The 14,051-nt window shown below is 71.0% G+C and carries 8 protein-coding genes; 4 read left to right on the top strand and 4 right to left on the bottom strand.

All coding sequences use genetic code 11. The features are described 5' to 3' along the window. Positions 1-206 precede the first annotated feature (206 nt). The gene (gene hemW, locus IO29_RS10470; RefSeq protein WP_033226283.1) at positions 207-1,439 is read right to left on the bottom strand and encodes a radical SAM family heme chaperone HemW; all 1,233 of its coding nucleotides are present in this window, start codon (positions 1,437-1,439) and stop codon (positions 207-209) included. A gap of 67 nt (positions 1,440-1,506) precedes the next feature. Then, positions 1,507-3,795: an ATP-binding SpoIIE family protein phosphatase gene (locus IO29_RS39360; RefSeq protein WP_234438076.1), complete on the bottom strand. Its 2,289-nt coding sequence runs from the start codon at positions 3,793-3,795 to the stop codon at positions 1,507-1,509. Positions 3,796-4,262: 467 nt separating this feature from the next. Here IO29_RS39360 and IO29_RS10460 point away from each other — a divergent pair, with 467 nt between their 5' ends. From IO29_RS10460 to IO29_RS10450, 3 genes are read left to right on the top strand one after another with little or no spacing between them, the layout of a single operon-like run. Further along, positions 4,263-8,180, top strand: coding sequence for a HAMP domain-containing protein (locus IO29_RS10460; RefSeq protein WP_234307615.1), 3,918 nt, complete (start codon positions 4,263-4,265; stop codon positions 8,178-8,180). Then, the gene (locus tag IO29_RS39355) at positions 8,087-8,554 is read left to right on the top strand and encodes a response regulator (protein WP_234307616.1); all 468 of its coding nucleotides are present in this window, start codon (positions 8,087-8,089) and stop codon (positions 8,552-8,554) included. Before IO29_RS10460 ends, IO29_RS39355 begins: the two co-directional genes overlap by 94 nt. Positions 8,555-8,582: 28 nt before the next feature. Beyond that, entirely contained in the window at positions 8,583-9,170 is a 588-nt protein-coding gene (locus tag IO29_RS10450; protein ID WP_030381688.1) for a response regulator, read from the top strand. An 81-nt stretch (positions 9,171-9,251) separates the two neighbouring features. On the opposite strand, the gene IO29_RS10445 is transcribed toward IO29_RS10450, so the two are convergent. Further along, positions 9,252-11,138 (bottom strand): AMP-dependent synthetase/ligase, encoded by a 1,887-nt coding sequence (locus IO29_RS10445; RefSeq protein WP_030381689.1) that lies wholly within the window; start codon positions 11,136-11,138, stop codon positions 9,252-9,254. Between the two features lie 324 nt (positions 11,139-11,462). Continuing rightward, positions 11,463-13,331 carry a translation elongation factor 4 gene (gene lepA, locus IO29_RS10440; protein WP_030381690.1) on the bottom strand — a complete coding sequence of 623 codons (1,869 nt, stop codon included), beginning with the start codon at positions 13,329-13,331 and terminating at the stop codon, positions 11,463-11,465. A gap of 256 nt (positions 13,332-13,587) precedes the next feature. Between lepA and rpsT the strand changes: the two genes are divergently transcribed. Next, positions 13,588-13,854, top strand: coding sequence for a 30S ribosomal protein S20 (rpsT, locus tag IO29_RS10435; RefSeq protein ID WP_030381691.1), 267 nt, complete (start codon positions 13,588-13,590; stop codon positions 13,852-13,854). Positions 13,855-14,051 lie beyond the last annotated feature (197 nt).

Here is a 14,051-nt window from a genome sequence, read left to right as displayed (position 1 = left end):
CCCGTCCCATCCCTTCAAGGGGCTCCGCCCCTTGGACCCCGAACGTGCGGGTGGGTGGGGCTTCTCGCGCAGTTCCCCGCGCCCCTATCAGGGGCGCGGGGAACTGCGCAATCTTTTGGGGGTCCGGGGGCGAAGCCCCCCGGGGTTGGGACGGGTAGGGGCGGCGGGGGCGAGAAAAAAGTGGGCGCACCCCGCAGGGGGAATCTTCAGTCCACCAGATCCCGCACGACCGCGTCCGCGAGGAGGCGGCCGCGGAGGGTGAGCGCGGCACGGCCCTCGGCGTACGGACCGGGCTCAAGGAGCCCGTCGGTCAGGGCGCGGCGGGACGCGGCAAGGCCTTCCTCCCGCAGCAGACCCAACGGCACACCCTCCCGAAGCCGCAGCTCCAACAGGATCCGCTCCACCCGCCGGTCCTCCTCCGACAGCACCTCCCGCCCCGCCCCCGGCGACCGCCCCTCCCCCAACGCCCCCGCATACGCCCCCGGATGCTTGACGTTCCACCACCGCACGCCCCCCACGTGCGAGTGCGCCCCCGGCCCCGCCCCCCACCAGTCCGCCCCCCGCCAGTACAGCTCGTTGTGCAGACACCGCGCCGCCTCCGACGTCGCCCAGTTGGAGACCTCGTACCAGTCGTATCCCGCCGCGGAGAGCACCTCCTCGGCGATCAGATACCGGTCGGCGTGCACGTCGTCGTCGGTCATCGGCACCTCCCCACGCCGGATCCGCGCGGCGAGCCGCGTGCCCTCCTCGACGATGAGCGCGTACGCCGAGACGTGGTCGGGCCCGGCGCCGAGCGCGGCGTCGAGCGAGGCCCGCCAGTCGTCGTCGGACTCCCCCGGCGTGCCGTAGATCAGATCGAGGTTGACGTGCGCGAATCCGGCCGCCCGGGCCTCGGCGACGCAGCGCTCGGGCCGCCCCGGGGTATGCGTGCGGTCGAGCACCTTGAGCACATGCTGCCGCGCGCTCTGCATCCCGAAGGAGATCCGGTTGAAGCCGCCCTCCCGCAGGGCGGCCAGGTACGCCGGGTCGACGGACTCGGGGTTCGCCTCCGTCGTCACCTCGGCGTCCGCCGCGAGCCCGAACTCCTCGCGCACCGCCCCCAGCATCCGTACGAGGTCGGCCGCGTCCAGCAGCGTCGGCGTGCCGCCGCCGACGAAGACCGTACGGACCTCGCGGGGATCGTCGCCGAGGACCTTGCGGGCGAGCCGGATCTCGTCGATCAGCGTGTCGGCGTAGTTGTCGCGGGAGGCGAGCACACCGCCGCTGCCGCGCAGCTCGGTGGCGGTGTAGGTGTTGAAGTCGCAGTACCCGCAGCGGGTCGCGCAGTAGGGAACGTGCAGGTAGAACCCAAGGGGCCGATCGACGGCACCGACCAGGGCGGACTCGGGCAAGGCCCCGTCGCCGGGCACGGGCTCACCATCGGGAAGAGCGGAAGGCATGCGTTCCATTGTCCGCTACGGCGCGGGCAACCGGGGGCGCGGGCAACCGCGCCTCTTCTCGGGAACCTCACTCCGCCTGAAGCACCAACAACGCCAGGTCGTCCTCCGGAGGCCGATCGCCGAACTCATGAACGAGCCGGCGGAGGCGATCCGCAACGAGCTCCGCCGACAACCCCCGGCACCCCGCCAACGCCTCCGCCAGCCCCTCCCCGTCGTCGAACTGCCGCGACCCGTGCCGCCGCTCGGTCACCCCGTCCGTGACACACAGCAACGTGTCCCCGGAGCGGAGCTCGAACGTCTCGCAGTCGTACGTCGCGTCCTCCACCACGCCGAGCAGCGTCTGCGGCCGCGCCGCCGTCCGTACGCTCCCGTCGGGCGCCAGCACCAGGGGCAGCGGATGCCCGGCGGAGGCGAGCGTGCAGCGCACCCCACCCTCGACGGGGGCCAGCTCGCCGTAGAGCAGGGACAGGAACCGGTTCTGCGGCCCGTCGTCGGCGCCGAGATCCGGGACCCCGGCGGCGACCAGGGCCCGCGCGGCGGCGTCCGAGGTCTCGGTGGCGTCGTCGAGGAGGAGCTGGTTGAGCCGGTCCAGGACCTCCGGGACGGCGTACCCCTCGCGGGCCAGCAGCCGCAGCCACGGCCGGGCCAGCCCGATCACCACCGCCGCCTCGGGGCCCTTGCCCTGGACGTCGCCGATCGCGAACGACCAGCGGCCGAGCCCGGCGGGGAACAGGTCGTAGAAGTCGCCGCTGGGGCCGCCCTTGTCGCGCGGCTCGTAGACGAGGGCGCTGCGCATCCCCGGTATCTCGGCGACCGCGCCGGGCAGCAGACCGCGCTGGAGGACGCGGCTGATGTTGGCCTGCCGGGCGTACTGGCGGGCCGCGCCGACAGCCTGGGCGACCCGGCGGCAGACGTCCTCGACCAGCCCGGTGACCTCGTCGGGGAAGCGCGGCACGCCGGACCGGCCGATGACGACGGTGCCGAGCGGGCGGCCACCGGCGATCAGCCGGTAGGCGAGCGCGGCACCTTTGGGGTCGGCGTCCGCCCCCGTGCCGGCGTCCGCCCCCGTGCCCGCGTCCGCCCCCGTGCCGGTGGCAGGACCCGTACCGGTGTCCGGCCCGGTGGCAGGACCCGTGCCGGTGTCCGGCCCGGTGGCCTCCCGCGGGTCCGGATGCGGGTCCAGCGCCTCGGCGGGCCAGGGAATCGGCACCGGGCTGCTGTGTACGGCGTCGGGCAGCCTGAGCGGGTCCTTCTCCAGGACGCGGCGCAGTTCCTCGATGCGGTCCTCGCTGCCGTGCCAGACGCGGGCGAGCCGGGGGCCGGACGTGCTGCCGGCACCGGCGGGGCGCCGGTCGGTGGTCTCGTCCTCCAGCCAGACCGCGCACCATTCGGCGAGCCGGGGCACGAGGAGCTGACAGGCGAGCGCGGCGAGCAGGTCCTCGTCGAGCTGCCCGGCCAGCAGGTCGGACGCCTCGGCGAGGAAGGAGAGGGCGCCCCGGTCCAGCCAGTCCTGCTCGGGACCGTCGGGGGGCCGGGAGGGACGGGGGCCGGGGGATGCGGGGGGAGCCGGCGAGTCGGGCGGGGCCGAGGGGGCCGCGGTCCCCGCCGGGATTTCGGCGGGCCGGGGGTCCGCGCCGTGCGGGTCCGTCGCTTCCGGGGTGACCACGGCGGCCGCGGCGGCCGCCGCATTCGTGACGTCCGTAGCTTCCGTCACGTTCGTCACGTTCGTCACGTCCGTTACGGCGGCCTCGTACGCCACGGGCTCCTCCCCGGACAGCCGCGCCCATACGCACTTGGTGCCCCGGCGGTAGGTGACGCCCCACTCCTGGGTCAGCGCGGCGACGAGCCGCAGTCCGCGGCCGTACTCCGGCGTGCCGAAGCCGCGGCCGGCGCCCTCGTCCCGTACGGGCCGGGAGGGATGGCGGTCGGACACCTCCACGACGAGCGCGGCGTACCCGGCGGCACCCTCGGCACCGTCGGCACCGGCCCGGATGCACGGGCCACTGCTCTCCGGGCACCCCGCGTCCGGCAACGAACCGGTGTCCGGCTCCCGCAGCGGGCCGACGTCGGACACGGTCCCGGTCCCGGTGACAGCGCCGGGGCCGGCGTCCGCAAGGAGGCCGGTATCCCACTCCGCGTACTCCAGGCGGCACTCCACGCCCACGTCCGTGCCCGCGTGCACCACGGCGTTGGTGACCAGTTCGCTCACCACCACCTCGGCGTCGTCGCACAGCCGTTCCGTCAGGGCCCCGGCGCCGGGCACCGCGCGGCCCGTCCACGCGGCGAGCGTCTCGCGGACGAAGCGGCGGGCGGCGCCCGGCGCGAGCGCCCCGCCGGGCAGCGACGTACGCGCCACCGTGCGCCACCCCGCGCTCCCGTACGCGCCCACGAGGGACGCACCGTCACCCGTGGGGGTCGTTCCCTCGGGTGTGGCCGACGCGGCGGACGGACGGGCCCAGGTGTCCCGTTGTGTGGGAATGGCCCCCATGGACAGCTCCCGGAGCAGTCGGTCGAATTCGCCTGTACCGATGCGGACAGAGTGACAGACTGGCCCCGGCCATAAGCGCCGAGTTACCGAAGTGGGCCGCCGTGGGTAAGAACAGTGCTAAGGATGCGCTCCAAAGCGGGCAGGAAAACGATCAAATTCGAGCATCCGATCAGGAATCGGACTCGGCCTCCGCACCAACTCCGCACGCGGCCTCCGTGCCGACGCCGAACCCGGTCTCTGTACCGGCGTCGAACCCGGTCCCGGTACCGGCGTCGCACTCGACCTCCGTGCCGACGTCGATCGACCCGTCCGCCCTGCGCCCGCTCCTCGCGGCGATGACCGCCGTCCGGGACGGGAACTTCGTCCAGCCGGCGGAGTCCGACAGGGACCGGGGCCACGGCCGGGACACCGGCGGCCGGGCCTCCGGCCAGAGCTACTGCATCGTCGCCGAGCTGAACGCCGTCTTCCGCCAGATCGTGGACCGCGAGGCGCACTACGGGCGCGAACTCCAGCGCGTGCGCCGGGAACTGGTGCGCTACGGACGCCTCGACGAGCGCCTTTCGGCCAGCCCGGGCCTCGGCGGCTGGGCCGCCCGGGTCGACGACGCGAACGCGGTACTGGACGCCCTGGTGGCCCCCGCCGCCAACGCCACCCGCGTACTGGACGCGGTGGCCGGCGGCGATCTGACCCAGCGGGTCGATCTGCACGACGGCAACCGCCAGTTGCGCGGCGATCTGCGCCGGCTCGGCCGTGCCGTCAACACGATGGTCGACCAGCTCTCGCTGTTCACCGGCGAGGTGACCCGGGTCGCCCGCGAGGTCGGCACCGACGGCCGGCTCGGCGGCCGGGCCAAGGTGCGCGGGCTCTCGGGCAGCTGGCGGGACGTGACGGAGGCCGTCAACGCGATGGCGTCGCGACTGACCGCACAGGTCCGGGACATCGCGCTGGTCACCACGGCGGTGGCGCGCGGCGATCTCACCCGTACGGTGACGGTGGAGGCGACGGGCGAGCTGCTGGAGCTGAAGCTCACCGTCAACACGATGGTGGAGCAGTTGTCCGCCTCCGCCGACGAGGTGACGCGGGTGGTCCGCGAGGTCGGCACCGAGGGCAGGCTGGGCGGCCGGGCGCAGGTACGGGGCGTGTCCGGGGTGTGGAAGGACCTCACCGACAACGTCAACTTCATGGCCGCCAATCTCACCGGCCAGGTCCGCAACATCGCTCAGGTGACGACGGCCGTCGCCAACGGCGATCTCAGCCAGAAGATCACGGCCGAGACGCAGGGCGAGATCCTGGAACTGAAGTCGACCATCAACACGATGGTCGACCAGCTCTCCGCCTTCGCCGACGAGGTCACCCGCGTCGCCCGCGAGGTCGGCACCGAGGGCAAGCTCGGCGGCCGGGCGCGGGTGCGGGGCGTGTCCGGGGTGTGGAAGGACCTCACCGACAACGTCAACTTCATGGCGGACAACCTCACCTCCCAGGTGCGGAACATCGCGCTCGTGTCGACGGCCGTGGCCCAGGGCGACCTCGGCAAGAAGATCACGGTGGAGGCGAAGGGGGAGATCCTGGAGCTGAAGTCGACCATCAACACGATGGTCGACCAGCTCTCCGCCTTCGCCGACGAGGTCACCCGCGTCGCCCGCGAGGTCGGCACCGAGGGCAATCTGGGCGGTCAGGCGCAGGTGCGGGGCGCGTCGGGGGTGTGGAAGGAGCTGACGGACAACGTCAACTTCATGGCGCTCAACCTCACCTCCCAGGTGCGGAACATCGCCCAGGTGACGACGGCGGTCGCCAATGGCGATCTGTCGAAGAAGATCACCGTGGACGCGCGCGGCGAGATTCTGGAGCTGAAGGACACCGTCAACACGATGGTGGAGCAGTTGCGGGCCTTCGCGGACGAGGTGACGCGGGTGGCGCGCGAGGTCGGCACCGACGGCCGGCTCGGCGGGCGGGCGCAGGTGCAGGGTGTGTCGGGGGTGTGGCGGGATCTCACCGACAACGTCAACTACATGGCGGACAACCTCACCTCCCAGGTGCGGAACATCGCGCAGGTCGCCACGGCGGTGGCGTCGGGCGATCTGTCGAAGAAGATCGACGTGGACGCGCGCGGCGAGATACTCGAACTGAAGACCACCATCAACACGATGGTGGACACGCTCTCCTCCTTCTCCTCCGAGGTGACCCGGGTGGCCCGCGAGGTGGGCAGCGAGGGGCAGCTCGGCGGACAGGCGCGGGTCGAGGGCGTGTACGGCACCTGGAAGCGGCTGACGACGAACGTGAACGAACTGGCGTCGAATCTGACCACTCAGGTACGGGCGATCGCCGAGGTCGCCTCGGCGGTGGCGCAGGGCGACATGTCACGTTCGATCACGGTGGAGACGCGCGGCGAGGTCGCGGAGCTGAAGGACAACATCAACCTGATGGTGGCCAACCTCCGGGAGACCACCCGCGCCAAGGACTGGCTGGAGTCCAACCTGGCCCGGCTGGCCGCGCTGATGCAGGGCCACCGGGACCTGATGGAGGTCGCCGATCTGATCCTGCGCGAGCTGACCCCGCTGGTGAACGCCCAGTACGGGGCCTTCTTCCTGGCCGACCCGGCGGAGGACGGGGCGCTGCCCGGCACCGCCGTACCGGCCAAGGGGCTCGCGTTCATCGCCGGGTACGGGGCGGCGCAGGAGGCCACCATGGAGACGGGCGGGCTGCCGGTGCACGGGCTGGTGCGGCAGGCGGCGCGGGAGAAGAAACGGATCCTGGTGGAGGAGGCACCGCCCGGCTACATCAAGATCGGCAGCGGTCTCGGCGAGGCGGCGCCTGCCAGTGTCGTCATCATTCCGATCCTGTTCGAGAACAAGCTGCTCGGCGTGATCGAACTGGCCTCGTTCTCGCGCTTCTCGGACGTACACCTGGCGTTCTTCGACCAGTTCGTGAACACCATCGGCGTCGCCATCAACACGATCATCGCCAACTCCCGCACCGAATCACTGCTCGGCGAGTCCCAGCGACTGGCCACGCAGTTGCAGGAGCGGTCCGACGAGCTCCAGCGGCAGCAGGCGGAACTCCAGCGTTCGAACGCGGCGTTGGAGGAGAAGGCGGCGCTGCTGGCGACCAGTTCGCAGTACAAGTCCGAGTTCCTCGCCAACATGTCGCACGAGCTGCGCACCCCGCTGAACTCCCTGCTCATCCTGGCCCGGCTGCTCGCCGACAATCCCGACGGCCATCTCACCGACCAGGAGGTGCATTTCGCGGGAACCATCCACCGCTCCGGCTCCGATCTGCTGCAACTGATCAACGACATCCTGGACCTGTCGAAGATCGAGGCCGGCCGGATGGACGTCCGCCCCAAGCGGCTGCCGCTGATGAAGCTGCTCGACTACGTCCACGCCGTCTTCCGCCCGCTCACCCTGGAGCGTGGGCTCGCCTTCGAGATCGCGGTCGGCGAGGACGTACCGCGGGAGATGTTCTCCGACGAGCAGCGGCTCCAGCAGATCCTGCGCAATCTGCTCTCCAACGCGATCAAGTTCACCGCGTCGGGCCGGGTCGAACTGCGCGTCAACCGCGTGCACGACCCCGAGCAGCGGCCCGCGGACGGGGACGGGAACACGGGCAGAGGCGGCGGCGGGGAGGGTGTGATCGCCTTCGCGGTCTCCGACACCGGCATCGGCATCGCCCCGGAGAAACTGCCGGTGATCTTCGACGCGTTCCAGCAGGCGGACGGCACCACGCACCGCAAGTACGGCGGCACGGGCCTCGGCCTGTCCATCAGCCGGGAGATCGCGGGCCTGCTCGGCGGCCGCATCACGGCGGGGAGCCGGCCGGGGAAGGGCTCGACCTTCACGCTGTACGTGCCGGTCACCTGCCCCGGCCATGCGGAGGACCGTCCGCTGCCGGAGCCGTCTCCGGTGCCTTCGCCCGAGCTGTCCCCGGGGCTCTCCCCCGCGCCGCCGCCCGCCACCGGGTTCGCTCCCGGCGCCGGTCAGGGGGGCTTTCCGCCCTCCCCCGGTCAGGAGGTGTCCCGTCCGTCCCTGAGCCGGACGGCGTCCGGCCCGGTTCCGGCCGGCTGGAGGAGTGGGCGTCGGGCCGCGCGGGCCGGGTGCTGGCGGGCCGGCCGGTCCTCATCGTGGACGACGACATCCGCAATGTCTTCGCGCTCACCCACGTCCTGGGCCGGGTCGGCATGCCGGTCCTCTACGCGGAGAACGGCCGCGAGGGCATCGAGACGCTGGAGCGCCACCCGGACGTCGAACTGGTCCTGATGGACATCATGATGCCGGAGATGGACGGTTACGAGACGATGGCCGCCCTCCGCCGCACCCCGCGCTGGGCCCGGCTGCCGATCGTCGCGCTCACCGCCAAGGCGATGCCCGGCGACCGCGAGCAGTCCATCGCCCGCGGCGCCGACGACTACGTACCCAAGCCGGTGGACGTCGACAGGCTGCTGACGGTGGTGTGCGCGCTGCTGGACCCGGAGGGGGCCGAGGACTGTGACGGGGACGAGGCCTGTGACGGGGACGAGGCCTGTGACGGGGACGGGGACGGGGCCTGTGACGGGGACGGGGGCGGGGCCGGTGACGGAGCCGGCGAGCCGCACGCCGAGCCCGAGGCCGGCCGGGAAGCGAGTGACGGATGAGGAACACGGAGCGAGTGAGGCGCCGGCGATGAACCCTGAGCAGACGGCCGGCAGCACGGCCGAGGACCGTGCCGGCATCCTCCTGGTCGACGACATGGAGGACAACCTGATCGCCCTGGAGGCCGTGCTCGGTTCCCTCAACGAGCCGCTGGTCCGCGCGCGGTCGGGCGAGGAGGCGCTGAAGGCGCTGCTCAGGCAGCGGTTCGCGGTCGTTCTGCTGGACATCCGGATGCCGGGCATGGACGGCTTCGAGACGGCCACGCACATCAAACGGCTCGACCAGACCAAGGACGTGCCGATCATCTTCCTGACCGGCACGGACTCGGACGCGGGCTACGCGTTCCGCGGCTACGCCACCGGGGCGGCCGACTACCTCACCAAGCCGTTCGACCCCTGGGTGCTGCGGGCCAAGGTGAGCGTCTTCCTGGACCTGCACCGCAAGAACCGCCAGCTGGAGCGGATGCTGGCCCGCGAACAACGCCAGTTCGAACAGCTCTCGGCCCACCTGGACGAACTCGACACGCATCTGTCCTCGCACCCTGTCCAGGACATCTTCGAGCTGCGTCACCATGTGCGGCGGATGGAGGAGACCCTGCGGCAGCTTCGGAGCACATGAGCCGCGCGGGCGCCGCCGGGTCACTTCGCGCGACCCGGCGGCGCCCGCGGACGGCCCTGGCTATGCCTCGCGCAGCCCTGGCTATGCCTCGCGCGTGCCCGCGTACATCTCGTCGATCAGATGGCCGAACTCCCGTTCCACCACCGGGCGCTTCAGCTTCAGGCTCGGCGTCATCTCGCCGTGCTCGATGTCGAGGTCGCGCGGGAGCAGGCGGAACTTCTTGATGGTCTGCCAGCGTTGCAGCCCCTGGTTGAGCTCGGAGACGTACAGCTCGACGAGGGCGACCGTCGCCGGTGCCGCGACGACCTCGGCGTACGACTTGCCCGCCAGGCCGTTCTCCTTCGCCCAGCCGAGGATCGCCTCCTCGTCGAGGGCGATGAGCGCGGTGCAGAAGTTCCGGTCGGCGCCGTGCACCAGGATGTTGGAGACGTAGGGGCAGACCGCCTTGAACTGGCCCTCGACCTCGGCCGGCGCCACGTACTTGCCGCCGGAGGTCTTGATCAGGTCCTTCTTGCGGTCGGTGATGCGCAGATAGCCGTCGGGCGAGAGTTCGCCGATGTCGCCGGTGTGGAACCAGCCGTCCGCCTCCAGCACCTCGGCGGTCTTCTCCGGCAGCCCGTGGTAGCCCTCCATGATCCCGGGGCCGCGCAGCAGGACCTCGCCGTCGTCGGCGATCCGCACCTCGGTGCCGGGCAGCGGCTTGCCGACCGTGCCGGTGCGGTACGCCTCGCCGGGGTTGACGAACGAAGCCGCCGAGGACTCGGTGAGCCCGTACCCCTCCAGGATGTGGATGCCGGCGCCGGCGAAGAAGTAGCCGATCTCGGGGGCGAGTGCGGCGGAGCCGGAGACGCAGGCGCGCAGCCGGCCGCCGAAGGCCTCGCGGATCTTGGCGTAGACGAGGCGGTCGGCGACCTTGTGCTTGCTGGTGAGCGCGAACGGGGCCGAGACCGTTCCGGTGCGCCGGAAGCTGTCCTGGCTCGCCTTGGCGTACTCGCGGGCGACCCCGGCCGCCCACTGGAAGATCTTGTACTTGGCCGCGCCGCCCTCCCGGGCCTTGGCGGCGACGCCGTTGTAGACCTTCTCGAAGATGCGGGGCACGGCGGCCATGTACGTCGGCTGCACGATCGGCAGATTCTCGATGATCTTGTCGACGCGGCCGTCGACTGCGGTGACGTGCCCCGCCTCGATCTGCCCGGAGGTGAGCACCTTGCCGAACACGTGGGCGAGCGGCAGCCACAGGTACTGCACGTCGTCGCCGCTGATCAGTCCCGTCGCGACGGTGGCCTTGGCCATGTAGGCCCAGTTGTCGTGCGGCAGGCGCACGCCCTTGGGGCGGCCGGTGGTGCCGGAGGTGTAGATGAGGGTGGCGAGCTGGTCCCTGGTGATCGCGCCGACGCGTTCCTTGATCAGCTCGGGGTGCTTCTCCAGGTGGGCGGCGCCCCGGCTCTCCAGCTCGTCGAGGGTGAGGACCCAGTCGCCCTCCTCGGCGGTCCGCTCGACCCCGGCCGGGTCGACGACGACCACATGGGCCAGCTCGGGCAGCTCGGCGCGCTTGTCGCGGGCCTTGGCGAGCTGCTCGGCGTTCTCCGCGATCAGCACCCGGCTGCCGGAGTCGGAGAGGATGAACGCCGACTCCTCGGCGTTGGTCTGCGGGTAGACGGTGGTCGTCGCCGCGCCGGCGCACAGGATGCCGAGGTCGGCGAGGATCCACTCGACGCGGGTGGAGGAGGCGAGCGCGACCCGCTCCTCGGGCCGTACGCCGAGCTGGATGAGGCCCGCCGCGATGGCGTACACCCGTTCGGCGGCCTGTGCCCAGGTGAGCGTCCGCCAGTCGTCGGGCCCCTCGCCGGACGGGGACGGCACGGGATAGCGGTAGGCCTCGGCGTCCGGTGTGGCCGCCACGCGCTCCAGGAAGAGGGCCGCCACGGACGGCGGACGGTTCTCGATCATGGTCTGTGTGTCGCTCACGACATCCTCCGGGCCCGCGACGGTGCGGCTGACTCAAGGTGCGGCTGGTTTCACTCTCGGTGTTGTTCCACTCACGGGCAACGCCGTTGTCCGCTGTTGTTCGGCCCGCGGGTGGTGTTCCGCCCATGGACAACGGCGACTCTTGTTTAACTCGCGAGTAACTACCGAGCACAGCGTAAGGGCCGACCGGCCGGTTGGTAAGAGGCCCTGTGCACCCACTTCGTCCGGAGGGCGGCCGTCCGCACGACAGGGGGCCCGCCGCACTTCCGTGCGACAGGCCCCTTTATGTCCGGTTCATCCATCCGGCTGCGGCCGGATCGGCGGCTACTTCTTGCTCTTGCCGGCCCCGCCGCCGTCGTCGCTGGACAGGACGGCGATGAAGGCCTCCTGGGGAACCTCCACGGAACCCACCATCTTCATCCGCTTCTTGCCTTCCTTCTGCTTCTCCAGCAGCTTCCGCTTGCGGGAGATGTCACCGCCGTAGCACTTGGCGAGGACGTCCTTGCGGATGGCGCGGATGGTCTCGCGGGCGATCACCCGGGAGCCGATCGCGGCCTGGACCGGCACCTCGAAGTTCTGCCGCGGGATCAGCTCGCGCAGCTTGGCGACGAGCCGTACGCCGTACGCGTACGCCTGGTCCTTGTGGGTGATCGCCGAGAAGGCGTCGACCTTGTCGCCGTGCAGCAGGATGTCGACCTTGACCAGGCTGGAGGACTGCTCGCCGGTGGGCTCGTAGTCGAGGGAGGCGTAGCCGCGGGTCTTGGACTTCAGCTGGTCGAAGAAGTCGAACACGATCTCGGCGAGCGGGAGCGTGTAGCGGATCTCGACGCGGTCCTCGGAGAGGTAGTCCATGCCGAGCAGGGTGCCGCGGCGGGTCTGACACAGCTCCATGATCGCGCCGATGAACTCGGTCGGCGCGAGGATGGTGGCCCGTACGACCGGCTCGTAGACCTCGTCGATCTTCCCCTCGGGGAACTCGCTCGGGTTGGTGACGGTGTGCTCGGTGCCGTCCTCCATGATCACGCGGTAGACCACGTTGGGCGCGGTGGCGATCAGGTCGAGCCCGAACTCGCGTTCGAGCCGCTCGCGGATCACGTCCAGGTGCAGCAGCCCCAGGAAGCCGACGCGGAAGCCGAAGCCGAGCGCGGCGGAGGTCTCCGGCTCGTAGACCAGGGCGGCGTCGTTGAGCTGGAGCTTGTCCAGTGCCTCCCGCAGGTCGGGGTAGTCCGAGCCGTCCAGCGGGTAGAGCCCGGAGAAGACCATGGGCTTGGGGTCCTTGTAGCCGCCCAGTGCCTCCTCGGCGCCCTTGGACTGGCTGGTGATCGTGTCACCGACCTTGGACTGCCGGACGTCCTTCACCCCGGTGATGAGATAGCCCACCTCGCCGACGCCCAGGCCGTCGGCCGGGAGCATCTCCGGGGAGTTGGTGCCGATCTCCAGCAGCTCGTGCGTGGCGCCGGTGGACATCATCCGGATCCGCTCACGCTTGTTGAGCTGTCCGTCGATGACACGGACGTACGTGACGACGCCCCGGTAGGAGTCGTAGACCGAGTCGAAGATCATCGCGCGGGCGGGCGCGTCGGCGACGCCGACCGGGGCCGGGATCTGCTCGACCACCTTGTCCAGCAGCGCCTCGACGCCGAGCCCGGTCTTGGCGGAGACCTTGAGCACGTCACCGGGGTCGCAGCCGATGAGGTTGGCCAGCTCCTCGGCGAACTTCTCCGGCTGCGCGGCCGGCAGGTCGATCTTGTTGAGCACCGGGATGATCGTGAGGTCGTTCTCCATCGCCAGGTAGAGGTTGGCAAGGGTCTGCGCCTCGATGCCCTGGGCGGCGTCGACGAGGAGGACCGTGCCCTCGCAGGCGGCGAGCGACCGCGACACCTCATAGGTGAAGTCGACGTGCCCGGGGGTGTCGATCATGTTGAGGATGTGGGTGGCGCTCTTGTCGTGGGTGGGGGCCCACGGCAGGCGCACCGCCTGGGACTTGATCGTGATGCCGCGCTCGCGCTCGATGTCCATGCGGTCGAGGTACTGGGCGCGCATCTGCCGCTGCTCGACGACACCTGTCAGCTGGAGCATCCGGTCGGCGAGCGTGGACTTGCCGTGGTCGATGTGCGCGATGATGCAGAAATTGCGGATCAGCGCCGGGTCGGTACGGCTCGGCTCGGGCACGTGGCTGGGGATCGCGGGCACGCAGGGTCCTGATTCTTGAGGCGTCCGCAGCGTCTGCGGTCTCGGGTCGGATCGTTACGCAGCCTCCATGGTCCCACGGGCCGGGGGCGGCGGGCGGTTTGGGCGGCCCTGCGGGCGACTGGTAGCCTGGGCAGCTGTGTCTTCTGTCCTCCTCCGGGAGGTCACGGGAGGCGCGTCATCAAGAAATCACCGGCGCGCGAGGCGGTTCCCGTCCGCGGTTGTCTTCTCGTGTGCCAGAACCTGAAAAGGCTCCTTCGTGGCGAACATCAAGTCCCAGATCAAGCGGAACAAGACGAACGAGAAGGCGCGGCTGCGCAACAAGGCCGTGAAGTCCTCGCTCAAGACCGCGGTCCGCAAGGCTCGCGAGGCCGCTGCCGCGGGTGACGTCGAGAAGGCCACCGAGTACCAGCGCGTTGCCGCGCGGGAGCTCGACAAGGCCGTCTCGAAGGGCGTCATCCACAAGAACCAGGCCGCCAACAAGAAGTCGGCCCTGGCCACCAAGGTGGCGGCGCTGAAGGGCTGACGCCCTTCGGCCCCTGATCTGACGGACCCGTAAGGGTCCACGCGCCGGAGGATCACGAGCGGGCCCTCTCTCATCCGCTCCCGTCCGGCACCCCGGGTTCGCACGCGGCCTGCGTTCGCCACGCGGGTGCGAGCCCTTTGCTTCACCGGGGCCTCGTCGGTTTCCCTTCCCCAGGGGGACGGACGGGGCCTTTCGGC

It is taken from the genome of Streptomyces sp. NRRL F-6676, assembly GCF_000725625.1.
Classification (GTDB): domain Bacteria; phylum Actinomycetota; class Actinomycetes; order Streptomycetales; family Streptomycetaceae; genus Streptomyces.
Note: the sequence above shows the minus strand (reverse complement) of the source record. Positions and strands in the feature narration are given on the sequence as shown.